The organism is Brachyspira suanatina (assembly GCF_001049755.1).
GTDB classification, from domain to species: domain Bacteria; phylum Spirochaetota; class Brachyspiria; order Brachyspirales; family Brachyspiraceae; genus Brachyspira; species Brachyspira suanatina.
The window spans coordinates 226,581-242,208 of record NZ_CVLB01000002.1; the positions used below are offsets into that span (position 1 = coordinate 226,581).

The 15,628-nt window shown below is 29.3% G+C and carries 16 protein-coding genes and 1 tRNA gene; 6 read left to right on the top strand and 11 right to left on the bottom strand.

Annotated features, from left to right (window positions below):
* Positions 1 to 248 precede the first annotated feature (248 nt).
* Positions 249 to 542: a DUF6506 family protein gene (locus tag BRSU_RS10610; RefSeq protein ID WP_048595337.1), complete on the top strand. Its 294-nt coding sequence runs from the start codon at positions 249 to 251 to the stop codon at positions 540 to 542.
* A 9-nt stretch (positions 543 to 551) separates the two neighbouring features.
* Here the strand turns inward: BRSU_RS10610 and BRSU_RS10615 are convergent, their stop codons facing one another.
* Positions 552 to 752, bottom strand: coding sequence for a hypothetical protein (locus tag BRSU_RS10615; RefSeq protein ID WP_048595338.1), 201 nt, complete (start codon positions 750 to 752; stop codon positions 552 to 554).
* Positions 753 to 828: 76 nt separating this feature from the next.
* Positions 829 to 913 (bottom strand) — tRNA-Leu (locus BRSU_RS10620).
* 205 nt (positions 914 to 1,118) lie between these two features.
* On the opposite strand from BRSU_RS10620, the gene yajC reads away from it, so the two are divergent.
* The 4 genes from yajC to BRSU_RS10640 all read left to right on the top strand — a co-directional run bounded on the left by yajC (position 1,119) and on the right by BRSU_RS10640 (position 6,209).
* Positions 1,119 to 1,550 (top strand): preprotein translocase subunit YajC, encoded by a 432-nt coding sequence (gene yajC, locus BRSU_RS10625; RefSeq protein ID WP_048595339.1) that lies wholly within the window; start codon positions 1,119 to 1,121, stop codon positions 1,548 to 1,550.
* 32 nt (positions 1,551 to 1,582) lie between these two features.
* Entirely contained in the window at positions 1,583 to 3,094 is a 1,512-nt protein-coding gene (gene secD, locus BRSU_RS10630; RefSeq protein ID WP_048595340.1) for a protein translocase subunit SecD, read from the top strand.
* Between the two features lie 33 nt (positions 3,095 to 3,127).
* On the top strand, positions 3,128 to 4,051 hold the full coding sequence (gene secF / locus BRSU_RS10635) for a protein translocase subunit SecF (protein WP_048595341.1): 924 nt from the start codon (positions 3,128 to 3,130) through the stop codon (positions 4,049 to 4,051).
* Positions 4,052 to 4,451: 400 nt separating this feature from the next.
* Positions 4,452 to 6,209 carry an SWIM zinc finger family protein gene (locus tag BRSU_RS10640; protein WP_048595342.1) on the top strand — a complete coding sequence of 586 codons (1,758 nt, stop codon included), beginning with the start codon at positions 4,452 to 4,454 and terminating at the stop codon, positions 6,207 to 6,209.
* A gap of 57 nt (positions 6,210 to 6,266) precedes the next feature.
* Here the strand turns inward: BRSU_RS10640 and BRSU_RS10645 are convergent, their stop codons facing one another.
* The 9 genes from BRSU_RS10645 to BRSU_RS10685 form a co-directional block, all read right to left on the bottom strand.
* Positions 6,267 to 7,400 carry a pyridoxal phosphate-dependent aminotransferase gene (locus BRSU_RS10645; RefSeq protein ID WP_048595343.1) on the bottom strand — a complete coding sequence of 378 codons (1,134 nt, stop codon included), beginning with the start codon at positions 7,398 to 7,400 and terminating at the stop codon, positions 6,267 to 6,269.
* A 268-nt stretch (positions 7,401 to 7,668) separates the two neighbouring features.
* Positions 7,669 to 8,373, bottom strand: a complete 705-nt coding sequence (dapD, locus tag BRSU_RS10650) for a 2,3,4,5-tetrahydropyridine-2,6-dicarboxylate N-acetyltransferase (RefSeq protein ID WP_048595344.1) — start codon at positions 8,371 to 8,373, stop codon at positions 7,669 to 7,671.
* 60 nt (positions 8,374 to 8,433) lie between these two features.
* A complete protein-coding gene (gene dapB, locus BRSU_RS10655) occupies positions 8,434 to 9,129 on the bottom strand; it encodes a 4-hydroxy-tetrahydrodipicolinate reductase (RefSeq protein ID WP_048595345.1) in 696 nt (231 codons plus the stop codon).
* Positions 9,130 to 9,156: 27 nt separating this feature from the next.
* A complete protein-coding gene (gene dapA / locus BRSU_RS10660; protein ID WP_048595346.1) occupies positions 9,157 to 10,038 on the bottom strand; it encodes a 4-hydroxy-tetrahydrodipicolinate synthase in 882 nt (293 codons plus the stop codon).
* Positions 10,039 to 10,103: 65 nt separating this feature from the next.
* Positions 10,104 to 11,285: a M20 metallopeptidase family protein gene (locus BRSU_RS10665; protein ID WP_048595347.1), complete on the bottom strand. Its 1,182-nt coding sequence runs from the start codon at positions 11,283 to 11,285 to the stop codon at positions 10,104 to 10,106.
* Between the two features lie 355 nt (positions 11,286 to 11,640).
* On the bottom strand, positions 11,641 to 11,952 hold the full coding sequence (gene fliN / locus BRSU_RS10670) for a flagellar motor switch protein FliN (RefSeq protein WP_048595348.1): 312 nt from the start codon (positions 11,950 to 11,952) through the stop codon (positions 11,641 to 11,643).
* A gap of 143 nt (positions 11,953 to 12,095) precedes the next feature.
* A complete protein-coding gene (fliN, locus tag BRSU_RS10675; protein WP_048595349.1) occupies positions 12,096 to 13,178 on the bottom strand; it encodes a flagellar motor switch protein FliN in 1,083 nt (360 codons plus the stop codon).
* 4 nt (positions 13,179 to 13,182) lie between these two features.
* On the bottom strand, positions 13,183 to 14,214 hold the full coding sequence (gene fliM / locus BRSU_RS10680) for a flagellar motor switch protein FliM (RefSeq protein ID WP_008722421.1): 1,032 nt from the start codon (positions 14,212 to 14,214) through the stop codon (positions 13,183 to 13,185).
* A gap of 46 nt (positions 14,215 to 14,260) precedes the next feature.
* A complete protein-coding gene (locus BRSU_RS10685; RefSeq protein WP_012670913.1) occupies positions 14,261 to 14,806 on the bottom strand; it encodes a flagellar basal body-associated FliL family protein in 546 nt (181 codons plus the stop codon).
* A gap of 260 nt (positions 14,807 to 15,066) precedes the next feature.
* Here BRSU_RS10685 and pyrR point away from each other — a divergent pair, with 260 nt between their 5' ends.
* Positions 15,067 to 15,594 carry a bifunctional pyr operon transcriptional regulator/uracil phosphoribosyltransferase PyrR gene (pyrR, locus tag BRSU_RS10690; RefSeq protein ID WP_048595350.1) on the top strand — a complete coding sequence of 176 codons (528 nt, stop codon included), beginning with the start codon at positions 15,067 to 15,069 and terminating at the stop codon, positions 15,592 to 15,594.
* Positions 15,595 to 15,628 lie beyond the last annotated feature (34 nt).

Consider the following 15,628-nt stretch of genomic DNA (forward strand, 5'->3'; position numbering starts at 1 on the left):
TTATACGTGCGGCTTATTACTTGTTATTGTACAAAAACTAATAATTTATATTATTCCAACAATATTAGATTATATTTTATATCATCAAAAATTATAATTTAAATTTAGAAATATAAAAATTGACAAAATATAGTTGTTTAAGTATATACTGAAAATTTTTAAATTTATAACTCTGCCTCACACCCAACCCTATTTATATTTTTTGAAATTATATTTATAATAAAGCAAATACTTTTTTGGAGCATAAAATGAAATTCGCTTATTTAATAATGGATAAAATTTTTGACAGTAAAAAAGATAAAGCATCTATACATAATGGCATTTCACAAATAATAGGAGTTTCAAATATAGAAGAAGCATGCAAAATAGCTAAAGAATTAAAATCAGAAGGCATTGACTGTATAGAGTTGTGCGGAGGATTCAGAGAAGAAGGAGCTAGAAAAATAATAGAAGCTACAGAAAATAAGATCGCAGTTGGATTTGTAGTGCATTTAGAAGAACAGAATGATATTTACAAAAAATTGTTCGGAAATGAGAATTAAATAATTATATTAAGAATTGGATTTATATAAGAAACCGGCAACTATAGTAACAATACCAACAAGCATAGTGAAAGGTGCTAAAAATCCCATAAAACCTTCAGGATTTTGTCCTACCATAGCTATAAATAGAAAGCTGATAGCAAATATAGCAAGTCCTATTACTAGAATAATAATATTTTGTTTAGAAAGTTTATCATGATTATTTACCATATTCAATATACAAAAAAAGTTTATAGGTATTACACTACAAACTCTGCTTACTCCGTTTCATAAATTGATTGTTATTTGCTCGGGGCCGGAATCGAACCGGCACGGTCACAAGGACCAGCAGATTTTAAATCTGCTATGTCTACCAATTCCATCACCCGAGCTGGTAGTTGCCTAAAATATTAACATATAATAAAAAAAAATCAAGTGATATTTTTGATTTTTTTTATATTTTATAAATTAATCAGATTAAAGTATACTATTTTCATATTTGAAATATATTAGAAAAAATATTGACATAAGTATAAATTATTGATAATATGATATATTATTAAAAAAAATTTCAAAAATTCAAGAGGTAATTAAAGAATGTTCACAGCTACATTATATGCACAAGGACAACAAGCTCAGGCAGGAGGAAACCCATTAGTATCTATAGGTATGATGGTTGCCATATTTGCCATATTTTATTTTTTGTTAATAAGACCGCAAAAACAACAGCAAAAAAAATTAGCACAAAGTATAGCTGAATTAAAGAAAGGAGATAAAATAATAATAGCAGGTGGAATAATAGCTGAATATGTTTCTGATAAAGAAGGCGGAAGAGTTGCAATAGTTAAAGTAGGTGAAAATACTAAAATGGAAATAGTTAAATCTTCTATATCTGCTGTAGTTACAGAAGAAATGCTAAACACTCCTAAAAAAGAAGAGAAGAAAAAAGAGGATAAAAAAGCTATAGAAGATAAAAATCAATTAAAAGAAGATTTGGAAAAAGCTCAGGCAGAAGATAAAAAAGAATAATAACTAAAAATATAATAATAGGATAGTATAATATGAGTCATAATTTAAGACTAGCATTCATCATTTTAGGACTTGGTGTAATGGCTTGGTTTATTACTCCTACAGTGAGATGGTATTTTTTCACATCTGATGAAAAGAAAGAAGAAAGTAATATGTCTTTAGATGAAATGATAGCTAAAGGATATACTAAAGAACAAATAGATAATGTTCAATCCCTTAAACGTTTAAGAAGCGAATCTGTAAATATGGGTTTGGACTTACAAGGCGGTATAAGGATAGTACTTCAGGCTGATTTTGAAGAGTATGCAAACAGATTGGACAGAACAGTTTCATCTCTTACAGCTGAAGAGAAAAATGATGCTATGGAAAGACTTATATCAAGACTTAGAGGAAGAATAGACCAATTTGGAGTAAGTGAAGTAGGTATAAGAAAGCAGGGAGAAGACAGAGTAGTTGTTGAACTTCCTGGTGCAAGAGACCCTGACAGAATAAAAAGTGTAGTACTTAGTCAGGGAGCTTTAACTTTCAATTTGGTTGATGAACAAGCTACAGCTACTTTAACTACTAATGATATGCTTATGGGAGTATTCACTAATACAGCTAAAGTACCTGAATATGGAAAACAGCTTTATTTCTATAGCGAGAAAGATGATTTTGGAAGAAGAGTAAGGGGAGCTCCTGTTATTGTTAATAAAGAACCTTCATTAGAGGGAAGTGCTTTAATCAATGCTCAGGTAGGCGGCGGTCAATTCGGAGAGGTTACTGTAGAATTTGAACTTAATGCCGAAGGATCTACTCAATTCGCTGAAGTTACTGCACAAAATAAAAATAGAATGCTTGCTATAGTATTAGATGATAAAGTTATAAGTGCTCCTAATATTAATGATGAGATAAGAGGCGGAAGAGGTGTTATCACAGGAAGATTCACTTTAGAAGAAGCTCAGGACTTAGCTAGAATATTAAAAGAAGGAGCTTTACCTCTTAATGTTAGCATTGTAGAAGAAGAAGTTGTAGGACAGTCTATAGGTGCTGACTCTGTTAAAGCTGGAGCTACTGCATTACTTATGGCTGCTGTTTTAGTTGCTGTATTTATGATAGCTGTATATAGAGTATCAGGAGTTTTATCAACTATTGCGATGCTTGTAAACGTTGTACTCATTATAGCAGTATTATCACCTTTAAGATTTACTTTAACATTGCCTGGTATAGCCGGACTTATTCTTACTATAGGTATGGCTGTTGATGCCAATGTTATCATATTTGAGCGTATAAAAGATGAGTTAAAAGTAAAATCTAGTGTTGCTGATGCTATTATATCTGGTTATGACAGAGCATTTGCGACAATATTTGACTCCAACATTACAACTATAATTGTAGCTTTAATACTTTGGATATTCGGAAGTGGTCCTGTACAAGGTTTTGCTATTACTTTGTTCTTCGGTATTTTAATAAACCTATTCACAGCTGTATTCATTACAAGATATATCTATGAAGAGATTATAAGAACTAAAATAGTAAAGAAAGCAGGATTCTTCTTTATTTAATATAACTTCTTAAAAATAAATAGGATTTCGTAAATGAGTGAAGATATAAAAAAAGAAAATAATGATTTGACAAAAAATAAAATACCGTTTGTTAAAATTATGCCTATAGCTGCTGTGGTATCATCTATATTGTTTATAGCTTCTATTGCATTATTTATAAACAAACTTACCACAAACAGCTTTAATATGGGTATTGACTTTGCAGGCGGTGTTGAATTAAAAGTACAGATAGATAATCCTGAAGTAATTAATATTGCTGAAATAAGAGCTTTATATAATAATTTCGGAACAGAAACTGTTAATATACAGGAACTTGAAGGTGCTGATAATGTAAATGCCTTTCTTTTAAGATTCAGAGGTTCTAATGAAGAATCTGACAGAGCTATGAAGGTGCTTTATGATAAATATACTCAGGAAAAAGTTAAGCTAATAGGAAGCAACATCATAAGCGGTGTAGTATCTGCTGACAATTTAAAATTGGCATTTATTTTGATAATCGTATCTTGGATTATCATAATGATATATATTACTATAAGATTTAATTATAGATATGCTTTTCCTGCTATAATTACTCTTATACATAATGTTGTTATAGTATTCGGTATACTTCTTTTCTTAAATAAAGAGTTTTCAGTATTAGTTCTTTCATCAATGCTTACTTTGATAGGTTATACAATCAACGACATTATCGTAGTATTTGACAGAATAAGAGAAAATGCTGATTCAAAGAAACCTTTCAAAGAGATAGTAAATATAAGTTTGAATAACGTTGTAGGAAGAACAATCATTACTAGTATTTCTACCCTACTCGCTGCACTTGCCATTATGATATGGGGAGGATTCATACTTTATGATTTCGCATTCACATTCTTCTGCGGTGTTGTTGTAGGTACTTATGCTAGTAATTTCATAGCAAGCGGACTTTTAATACTATTTATGAAAACCAAGAAAGACTAAAAATTTAAAAAATTATAAATTATAAAAAGAGTATGCATTGTTTATGATGTATGCTCTTTTTTATTTGCAATATAAAAGTTTTATAACAATATAAAAATAATTTTTTATAAACTTAAAAATTTTTAGTATATACCTAAACAACTATATTTTGTCAATTTTCAATTATTTATGAATGTAATTTTGATTTATTAATAGTATAAAATACTATTCCTTTTTAGAAAGTATGTTTTATATGTAAAATAAATTGTTTGTTTTTTGTATAATAATAAGTAATCAGCCGCACGTATAGTTGGCATTTGATAAGGATAAGCGATACCGTGCGGGTTGGTGGTGCGGCTCGCACTTTTGACAATATATTGATTTTAATATATCATATTCACAAAATTGTTTAGGCTTTATAATGACTGAAAAAATTAATAACTTAAAACAATATATCAATGAGAACTTTCTCCTTACATTGACAAATAAAGGTATATATAATCGTTCTATAAAAGATATTGATAATATTATAAATAACAGCCCTGAAAAAATACATATTGAAGAAGCTGAAGATAAAATAAAAGTTACTATAGATACAGGCGAAAAAATAGAAGTAATTCTTAATGATGAAGATATAAAATCAAGTAAATGTTCATGCCCTTCAAAAGATATTTGTAAGCATATTATAATGTCGCTTTTATATATAGAACATTTAGACACAGAAAATAAAGAAAATGAAAGCAATAACGATACAGCAGAAAATAATACAGAAATAGAAAAAATAAATGATGATATACAAAATAATACATTCGATGAAGTAAAAAATATTAGTTATGATGAAATAAAAAAATCAAGCACAAAAAGAAATTTTGAATATGCTTTAGATAGATTTAATGATGATATTGAAGCGGATATAGAAGAAAAAGCAATGCTTGAAATAAATATACCTGAAGAAAATGTAATTATTTATTTTCCAAAAAAAGACAGTATAAAAAAGGCAGTATGTTCCTGTAAAGATTCTTCTCTTTGTGCTCATAAAATAATGGCAATACTTAAATACAAACAGATGTACAATTCACTTGAAGAAATTAAAGAAGAAGATAAAGAAATAGATGAAAACATTTTAAAATTTTCAAAAGACTACATAGAAAATATTTTTGAAAAGGGAGTTTATTCATGCAGTGAAAAAGATTTTGACATAGCAGAACAATTAAGTATAAAACTTCAAGTAAAAAATATGCCTGAATTGGCAAAGATGTTTAGAAGTATTGCCGACAGTATTGATTCTATGATAAATAAGCATGCATCATTTAATAAATTATTTACTTTCGCTATACTTTCAAGACTTTATAATACAATAAAAAATATAGAAAAAGCAAAACAAAACAATGATAATAGAACTGTAAAACTTCTAACAGGAGAAAATAGAAGTAAATATATAAATAGAAAAAGTGCTGAATTATTAGGTTTAGGTGCTTATCCTTGGATTTCTTCTACAGGATATTTGGGAGCAAGTGCTTATCTTTATAATTTAAATACTAAAAAATTATCATTCTTTTCTTATGTTATACCTACTTTTTATGATAATGCCAAGACTTCTTATGATGATGTAAGGAGCAATTATAGAAAAAAAATTCACTTTGAAAATAATATATCTATAGAAGAAATTTCAAAATATAAACTTAAATTTATAAATTATAAAGTTAATGATGAAGAGAGAATATCATCAAGCAAATTTACTTCAGTTATTCTAAATGATAGAATGAATTATACATTATTAAAAGAAATAAAATATTCTAAAAATAATGAAGAACTATTTGCTAAAAACTATGATGATATAAAAAATATAGATTTCAAATATGATTATTTCAATAAAAATGACAGAGCAAAAATCATAATAGCTGAATTTCAAATAATAGAAAATCAGGAATTCGATAAAATAGATCAAGTACTTTATTTTGATATTATAAATCACTATGAAGAAGATAATGAAGAAAGATTAACTTTGAATGTAAAATACACATCTATTCATTCAAATGGAATCAAATATATAATGAATTATAAAAATTCAAGTGTTGATAAAGATAGATTTATTGTATTAGAAAAAACTAAATATTATATAAGACCTGTAAGTATAATAAATGCGAATGCTGTTGTAAATATATTTTTTGATAATTAATCACAATTTAACAGCAAGAAGTTTCTATTCTTCCTGCCGTCAAATATAAATTTATGATCACTTATGTACGAATTCTCTAATCTTTTTAGCAGCCTCTTTCAATAAAGGTATATCCTGAGTCAAAGCTATTCTAAAGTAATTCTCACTTCCAAAAGCAATACCAGGAACTACAGCAACACCTGTTTCATCTAATAATCTCATAGCAAAATCAAGTGAAGGCTCTTTAGAAAATTTCTCATATCCTACAAATAAGTAAAATGCTCCTCTGGGCTCTATTACATCGAATCCTAAATCTGTTAATTCTTTAGCTAGGAAGAAAGCACGCTCTTTATAAATATCTCTGAAGCTCTCTATAACAGGATATTTTTCTAAAGCATATTCAGCAATAGCACAAGAAAGAGTTACCATACTTCCTACATTATTGAAACTCGCATTAACTAAACATTTTCTAACATATTCAGGAGATATACTGTATCCTATTCTCCAGCCTGTCATAGAATGAGATTTAGAAAAACCATTAAGCACTATAACTTTATCCTTTATAGAAGGATAAGAAGCAAATGAAGTAAAAGGATAAAATGATATAGCAGAATATATTTCATCAGCTATTATAAATATATCTTTTTTTTCAAAATATTTAACAAGCTCATCCATCTCTTCTTTTTTAAGCATATATCCTGAAGGGTTTCCAGGATTACTGAAAAGTATAGCCTTAGTTTTATTTGTTATAACTTTTTCTATTGCCTCAGGCTTAATTACAAGATGATCAGGTCTAGTATCTAAAAATACACATTTACCATAAGAAAGATTTACAGACTGTTCATAAGGAGAAAAAAAAGGAGTAGGTATTATAACTTCATCATCTATATTTAAAATAGTTCTAAATACAGAAGAAATACCTTCCATAGAACCAATATGCATAGTTACATTATCAGCTTTAATATCAGAATTATAATATTTATTATAATGATTAGCTACCAATGTTCTTATATGTTCGCTTCCGCCTGATTGAGTATATCCTAAAGTGTGAGTTTTAGCATACTCACATCCGTATTCAATTAATTCTTTAGGAGGCAGCAAATCAGGTTCACCTATTGTAAGCATTATAGCATTTTCTTTTTTCTGTGCTTTTTCGGTAAGTTCTCTTATAAGCGAATATGGCACTTGAACTATGTTTTTATTGAGTTCCATAACGATTCTCCATAGATATTTTTTTAATTAATACATTCAAATATAATATTATATACAATAATATTATATATAATAATCAATATATTTTACCAAAAATATTTAATTTGTCAATTTCTATTATAAAAAAGTGGAATATTTTTTATAAAAAAATATATAATTAGCTATATAAATTTAATATAAAGTAATAAGTATTAATTAAAATTTTGAAATAAAAAAGCCTCCGTATACACAGAGGCTTTACAATTATTATTTATTGTAAGAAATTATTTTATTTTCTTAAATCATCTACCAATTTAGTTTTATCAGCAGTTTTCTCATCTTTAGTTTTTACTACTTTAGCAGGATTTCCAGCAACCACCTGATTTTCTTCAACATCTTCTATAACAACAGCACCAGCACCTATTACAGCATTCTTTCCAATATGAACACCTTCAATAATAACTGCATTAGCACCTATTACAACATTATCCTCTACAATAACAGGTTTAGCAGAAGGAGGCTCAATAACACCTGCAAGTACAGCACCAGCACCTACATGACAATTCTTTCCTACAATAGCACGTCCTCCTAAAACAGCACCCATATCTATCATAGTACCCTCTCCTACTTCAGCACCAATATTTATAACAGCTCCCATCATAATAACAGCATTATCACCTATTGTTACTTTATCTCTGATTATAGCACCCGGCTCGATTCTTGCATTAACATTAAAATAATCTAAAGTAGGAACACCAGAATTTCTTCTGTCATTTTCCAAATAATAATCTTCTATGGAATCTTTATATCCTTCTAATATAGCTTTTATATCCTCATAATCTCCAACTACAAAATGAAAATTTCCTGAAGAAAATACCTTAGCATTAGTTTTTATTTCAGCTAAATTTCCTTTTATATACATTTTAACTGGTGTTTTCTTTTTAGAATTTTTAATGTAAGCAATAATATCTTCTGACTTTTCTAACATATCCATTTCCGTATTCTCCTATAATAATTTTTAACAGCATTATCGACTTGTTATTTATAATTTTTATTAAGCTAAAACCTCTTTCATTCTATAAAGACCAGGTTTTTTACCTACAAGGAATTTAGCAGCTTTAATAGCACCATTAGCAAAAATTCTTCTAGAAGTAGATGAGTGCTTAATCTCTATAATTTCATCATCTCCATAAAAAATAACACTATGATCTCCTACAACAGATCCTCCTCTTACAGAATGCATACCTATTTCTTTTTTATCTCTTACATGAAGACCGCTTCTTCCGCTTACTAAGAACATTTCATTATCTAAAGCATCATTAATAACATTGAATAAACTTTTAGCTGTTCCGCTTGGGGAGTCAACTTTTCTATTATGATGTGTTTCAATGATTTCAATATCAAAATTCCTAAGCTGAGGAGCTATTTTAGATACTATCTCATTCATAAGATTTATTCCTATACAAGTATTAGATGATAATACTATAGGTACATGTGTAGAAGCTTCAACAATCTTAGCAAGCATAGTTTCATCATAACCTGTAGTACATATAACCATAGGTATATTATTTTTAATACTATAATCTATCATAGCAGGAAGTCTTGAAAAATGAGAGAAATCTATAATAATATCTCCCTTTTCATTTGTAAAATCATCAGCAAAACCTGATATTTCTAATTCTCCTTCTTTTTCTATAACTTCTTTTAAAATTGAGCTCATAACTCCTGTTCCATGTATTAATACTTTCATATTTTTCTCCTTTTAATTTTTATAAAATTATTTTTTTAATCCGTATTTATTTATAATATTTATTACATGCTCTCTATTTTTATCACTCAAAGGACCTAATGGAGAACGGCATTCACCAACATTAAATCCAATAATATTCATAGCCTCTTTTATAGGAGCAGGATTAGTTTCTATAAACATAGCTCTTGTTAAATCTATATATTTAATTTGAGCTTTGATAGCCTCATTTACATTTCCATTAAGAAAATTCATAACCATATCATGATTTTCTTTAGGAATAATATTACTAGTAACAGATATAACACCTTTAGCACCTAAAGCCATCATAGGAGTTACCATATCATCATTTCCAGAATATAAATCCAACTTAGGTGCAATATTAGCTATATCGGCAACATAACCAATATCACCGCTTGCCTCCTTAATACCCAAAATATTAGAAATCTCAGACAATGTTTTTATAACATTAAGAGATAATTTTACCCCTGTTCTTGAAGGAACACTATATATAATCACAGGACATTTAACACTATTTGCTATTTTCGTATAATAATCAATAATTCCGCTTTCATTACCTTTATTATAATACGGAGTAACAGCCATTACCATATCAGCACCATACTCGTAAGATTTTTTACTGAACTCTACTGCTGATGCTGTGTTATTAGTTCCTGTACCGGCTATAACTATAGTTCTTTTTTTTGTACGCTCTATACAAAATTTAATAACCTGCATTCTTTCTTCAGGTGTAAGAGTAGCGCTTTCTGCTGTAGTACCCGCTGCAATTATAGCATCTGTTTTATTAGCTATTTGAAATTCAATTAACTCTTCTAATTTTTCATAATTAACTTGATTATCTTCCGTAAATGGTGTTATTAAAGCTACACCAGCTCCCTCAAATAATGACATATTAATCTCCTTTAATTATATATTGTATTTCTTTTTTTTTCTATAGTAAAAACAAAATAATGATATTACTTTATAAACTTATCTTTATTTTTATATGTATTATAAACATTTAATATCTGCATTTTCACCCCTATATTAATGGCATTTTCATCTATATCAAATAAACCATTATGAATAGGTGCATTGATTTTTTCATTAGAAACTCCTAAACTAAAGAAAGCTCCTTTTACTCTTTGAACATAATAACTAAAATCTTCAGCTGTCATATTAGCTTTTTCAAGCAGGCAATTTTCTTTACCCAAAAAAGATTCAGCAGAATTTTTTACTATATTAACAGCATCATCATGATTAATCAAAGCAGGATATGAAGGAATATTAACAAATTTTGCATCAGCATTAAAACTTTTTGCTGTATTGTTAATTATATTTTCTATCATACTTAATCTTTTGTTTCTAGTATCATCATCGCATAGCATTCTGATAATACCTTCCATCTTAACATTATCAGCCACTACATTATTAGCACTTCCTCCGTTTATAGTTCCTATATGAAGCCTCATACTTCCGTCTGTAAAAGCTGAAGTAAAGCTATGAAGCTGAGTTATAATATGAGCAGCAATTACTATAGCATCTATACCATTATATGATTTAGCTCCATGGGCAGATTTTCCATATATATGCACTTCAAACATATTAGAACTAGCATACATTGCTCCATAAGTAACACTTACTTGTCCTACATTTATTTCAGGACGAACATGAAGCCCATAAATAACATTAACATTATCTAAAGCTTTTTCATTTATCATAGGCAAAGCTCCGCCTGTAGTTTCCTCTGCAGGCTGATATATAAGCCTAATATTACAAGGAGGCTTTATTTCCGAAAAATATTTTGATACGCCTGTAAGCACCGCAGTATGAACATCATGTCCGCAGGAATGACATTTACCCTTATTTTGTGATGAATAAGAGCAGTTTTTTTTATCTTCCATAGGCAAAGCGTCCATATCTGCCCTAAAAGCTATAGTAAAATCTTTATCTTCGCCTTCTATATCTGCTATTATTCCTGTTTCAGCAACTTTATTCTTATATTTTATATTTAATGAATCAAGTATAGAAGAAATTTTTTCTGATGTTCTAAACTCTTGAAATCCAAGTTCAGGATGGGCATGCAAATCTCTTCTTAAATCTATTAAAAAGTCTTTCATAGCTGAAAGAGCATTTTCTGATATTATATTATCCTGCATTATTTAAACACCTCAATAAAAAAACAGTTATACCATATAGATATAAAACATTACTATGTATATTATTTTTATTAATTTTAGAATTATTAAAAAGATTACTTCTTAGATTTTGAAAGGGTACGTTTTGAAGATTTATAGAATTTAGAAAATTGAAAGCATATATTTGAATGATTATATGAACGGCCTGAAATACAGGTGAATGAAGTGTACATTCTAAACTCCTTAAATTTTTATTTATAGTAATATTATTATATGTAATAATATATTAAAAGTCAAGAAAAACTAAATTATTTTTTTATAAAAAGATTTGAATTATCAGAATATAAAAATTATGGAATTAATGGAAATATATTATTTATTTTTTCTCAGTATCTGCTGCAACTGTATTATATACAGAATCAACAATATCAGTAACTCTCACTCCAAAACATTCGTCTATAACTACAACTTCACCTTTAGCTATTAATTTACCATTAACAAGCAAATCAACAGGCTCACCAGCTAGTTTCTGAAGCTCTATAATAGAACCTTCACCAAGACTTAATATCTCTTTAATGCTTAAACGAGCTCTTCCTAATTCTACTGTTACATTTATTGTAACATCCATCAATAGGCCGATGTTATTAGAAGGTATACCATTAGAATTTTTATTGTCTACACTACTCATTATTTTACTTTTATTATTTATTATATTACATGATCGATTATATTATATATATTTATTCAATAATTTCAATTATATTTATAAAAAAATAATAAAAAAGCGGGAAATTACTCCCGCTTCATTATATTGGTAATTATTTTAACTTATTATCTAGGTTTATTAGTAAGTCTATCCATAGGATTGATAATATCAGTAACACGAACACCGAAGTTTTCATCTATTACTACAACCTCACCTTTTGCTATTAACTTACCATTAACAAGCAAATCAACAGGCTCACCGGCTAATTTTTGAAGCTCTATAATAGAACCTTCACCAAGTCCTAATATATCTCTAATAGTCATAGTAGCTCTACCAAGCTCTACAGTCATATTCATGGTTACATCCATGAGCAGACCGATATTTCCTGTTCCTTGTACGTCAGATGCAGGCATTAGAGAGTTAAACTCAGCATGCTGTACTCCTAATTGAGGACCGGAATCAAAGGCTTGATTATCTACAAGTCCTGACATAGAGTTATTAGCAGAAGCTCCAGCATTTGAAGTATTTCCTCCAGCAGAAGGTGCTGCAGCATTATTAGATGCAGAACCTATAAGGCTTTGTAATAATGGAAGCTCTAAAGCAAATACATAAGGAGCATTCTCCACTTCACCTTCAATAGAAAGTGAACCGCTTACTATAGCTAAAGGACCTGGTATATTAATACTGAAAGCATCCTCTAATATAGAAGTTTCTATAGGAGAGTTAGTAAAAGTTCCTCCAAACCTTGAAGATAAAGCACTGTCGGAAACTCCCACCATTTGAGAGAAAGCCTCTTTCAATACTTGTGATACCATATCATTCAAAGCTGCTTCTTTTTGTCCCATCATAAGAGAAGCAACTATTAAAGCTTCATTTTCTCCCATGAAGTAATAAACATTTCCTGTAATAGAGCCTGTATATCCTACTTTAGCTTCTATCATTTTGCCGGAAAGCATTTGATGTAAATTATTTACATCTCCGACTGTAGTTGTAATATTAGTGATAGATACAGTCTTTGTAGAAATAGAAGATAATGAGAAAGCCTGATTCTCAGCTATCATTTTAGCAGCTTCATTGAAAAGCTGTTTATCTACATTTCCGCCTCCGTTATTTGATGCTTTAGGAGCAGTGTCTCCTCCAAAAGCTTCATCGGCACCTTTTAACAAAGCTTCTATTTCGTCTTGAGATAATGCACCGTCACTCATCATAACCTTAATCCTCCTCTTTTAATAAATCGTCTTCGGTTATATCAGCCTCTCCATCCATAACACCTGTAAGCTGTACAGCCATTCTGCTGCCTGATATACCAGGACGACATAAGAATTTCTTTCTGTTTCCTATCTTGAATATGACAGGATCTGTAATCTTAGTATCTGTAAACTTAACAACATCACCTTTCTGAAGATTGAGAATGTCTGATAGCGGTAATTGCATAGATCCAAGTTCCGCCGAAGTTTCAACAAATATATTTTGTAATTTTTCTTTTATTATCTTTAAATTCTCGCTAGTGCTGCCTCTTCTAATAGATGCATACCAATATTGAGCTGAAAACTTAGATAGTATAGGCTCAATAGTAATATATGGTATACAAAAGTTCATCATACCTTCAACATCAGCTACCTTAGTTTCCAAAGTAATTAAAACAACCATGTCATTAGGACTAACCATTTGAGCAAACTGAGGGTTAGTTTCTATAGAACCCAAACGCGGTCTTAAATCTATTACCTGCGACCAAGCCTCTCTCAAGTTACCTAGTATTCTTACTATAATACCTTCCATAACTGATAACTCAATATCTGTAAGCTCTCTGTTTAAATTCTTAGGACTTTCACCGGGTCCTCCAAACAATCTATCAATTATAGTAAATGTGATAGATGGGTCAATCTCTAATATGGAACTTCCTTTCAAAGGGTCCATACTTACAATAGCCAAAGTAGAAGGATTGCTAACACTTCTTATAAACTCTTCATAAGTAAGCTGATCTACGCTTGCTACGTGAATACCTACTAAAGTTCTTAACTGTGCAGATAATGAAGTTGTGGTAACACGAGCAAAGTTTTCATGCATCATCTGAAGCGTTCTAATTTGGTCTTTTGAAAACTTATCGGGACGTTTAAAGTCGTATATCTTTATCTTTCTATGCTCTACTTCTACACGTTTAGTATCAATATTATCTAAACTTTCACCTGATGATATAGCACTTAATAACGCATCTATTTCGCTTTGTGACAATACTTCTGTCATACGAATATCCTTCTCTTATAAATTTTTTCAATAGCATTCTTTAGCATTAGCTTAACAAGAAGTTATCAAATAATATACCATCTATTTGACCATTTCTAAGCATACTATTAATTTCCCGCTTAATATCAGCTTTTAATTGCTCTCTGCCCTCATTAGTCCTCAACTGATCATAAGTATAAGAACTAAGTATAGTAGTAATTCTATCTCTTATCATATAGAATCTTTCTGGAAGTTCTACTGCAAGCTGTTTAGTATTAGTAGTATAAGTTAATATAATACTTACTTTTACATATCTTGCTACATCCATATCTGCAGTATTTACGTTAAACTCAGGGTCTATACGATAGATTGATGGTGGTGGCTGTTTTACCATATCATCAACTACGCCGCCCTGTACGCCTGCAGCTTTTCCTACACTTTTAGATACAAAAAATGCTATAAGCCCGGATATTAAAGCCACAACTAAAATGGCAGCAATTCCCATAAGTATTTTTACAATCATAGGGCTTAAACCAAATTTTTTCTTTGGTGCAGCTTCGGCTTGTTCTTCCTCTTCGCCTTCTTCCAAATCTAAATTTTCTTCGTCTGCCATATAATTTCCTCACTTAAATTAATATGTTATTTTACAATTATATAACAGTAAAATAAAATTAGCAACTCTTATGTTAACTTTAACTTTTTTTACTGTCCTTATATATAATATCGGTAAAGTAAAAAAACACTTAACATATTTTTTATGCAAAAGTAAAAAAATATTATGTTGATTTTTTTTATCATAATCGTTATAATTTTCATAATTGCTTAATTACAACTTCACAAAGCGATTAACTTAAAATATCAAAGGAGTATTAAATGAGAGTTTTACTAAAAGCTGAAGAATATGAAAAAGTTCTCCCTAGACTTGCTGCGGAAATCATTGAAAAAGAAGATATGGAAAAATTGGCTATTGTTGGCATAAGAAGAAGAGGTGATTTTTTAGGTATAAGATTAAAAAAACTTCTAGAAGAAAAGATAAATAAAGAAGTACCTATCGGAGCAATAGATATTAATCTTTATAGAGATGACTTATCCTCCCTTTCTGAATTTCCAGAAATCAAAGAAACTGACATACCTTTTGATATTACAGGAAAAACTATATTACTTGTTGACGATGTTCTTTATACAGGAAGAACAATTAGAGCGGCTCTTAATGCTTTATTTGATTATGGAAGACCAAAAAAAGTAGCATTATTAGTATTAGTTGATAGATTCGGAAGAGAACTTCCTGTATCTGCAAATTATGTAGGAATTGCTCTTAATGTACCTCAGGATCAATATGTGTCTGTAAGAGTAAAAGAGTTGGAAGGTGAAGATTTAGTTCTTCTAAAAGATAGAAATTAAAATATATTGAATAATAAAAAAGGGACTTATTAAG

Coding starts and splice junctions, on each gene's coding strand:
- fliM (WP_008722421.1), bottom strand. CDS start 14,214: ATGACAGAAGTATTGTCACAAAGCGAAATAGATGCGTTATTAAGTGCT.
- secF (WP_048595341.1), top strand. CDS start 3,128: ATGAGTGAAGATATAAAAAAAGAAAATAATGATTTGACAAAAAATAAA.
- dapD (WP_048595344.1), bottom strand. CDS start 8,373: ATGGATATGTTAGAAAAGTCAGAAGATATTATTGCTTACATTAAAAAT.
- BRSU_RS10610 (WP_048595337.1), top strand. CDS start 249: ATGAAATTCGCTTATTTAATAATGGATAAAATTTTTGACAGTAAAAAA.
- fliN (WP_048595349.1), bottom strand. CDS start 13,178: ATGATGAGTGACGGTGCATTATCTCAAGACGAAATAGAAGCTTTGTTA.
- pyrR (WP_048595350.1), top strand. CDS start 15,067: ATGAGAGTTTTACTAAAAGCTGAAGAATATGAAAAAGTTCTCCCTAGA.
- secD (WP_048595340.1), top strand. CDS start 1,583: ATGAGTCATAATTTAAGACTAGCATTCATCATTTTAGGACTTGGTGTA.
- BRSU_RS10645 (WP_048595343.1), bottom strand. CDS start 7,400: ATGGAACTCAATAAAAACATAGTTCAAGTGCCATATTCGCTTATAAGA.
- BRSU_RS10615 (WP_048595338.1), bottom strand. CDS start 752: ATGGTAAATAATCATGATAAACTTTCTAAACAAAATATTATTATTCTA.
- dapA (WP_048595346.1), bottom strand. CDS start 10,038: ATGTCATTATTTGAGGGAGCTGGTGTAGCTTTAATAACACCATTTACG.
- dapB (WP_048595345.1), bottom strand. CDS start 9,129: ATGAAAGTATTAATACATGGAACAGGAGTTATGAGCTCAATTTTAAAA.
- fliN (WP_048595348.1), bottom strand. CDS start 11,952: ATGAGTAGTGTAGACAATAAAAATTCTAATGGTATACCTTCTAATAAC.
- BRSU_RS10685 (WP_012670913.1), bottom strand. CDS start 14,806: ATGGCAGACGAAGAAAATTTAGATTTGGAAGAAGGCGAAGAGGAAGAA.
- BRSU_RS10640 (WP_048595342.1), top strand. CDS start 4,452: ATGACTGAAAAAATTAATAACTTAAAACAATATATCAATGAGAACTTT.
- BRSU_RS10665 (WP_048595347.1), bottom strand. CDS start 11,285: ATGCAGGATAATATAATATCAGAAAATGCTCTTTCAGCTATGAAAGAC.
- yajC (WP_048595339.1), top strand. CDS start 1,119: ATGTTCACAGCTACATTATATGCACAAGGACAACAAGCTCAGGCAGGA.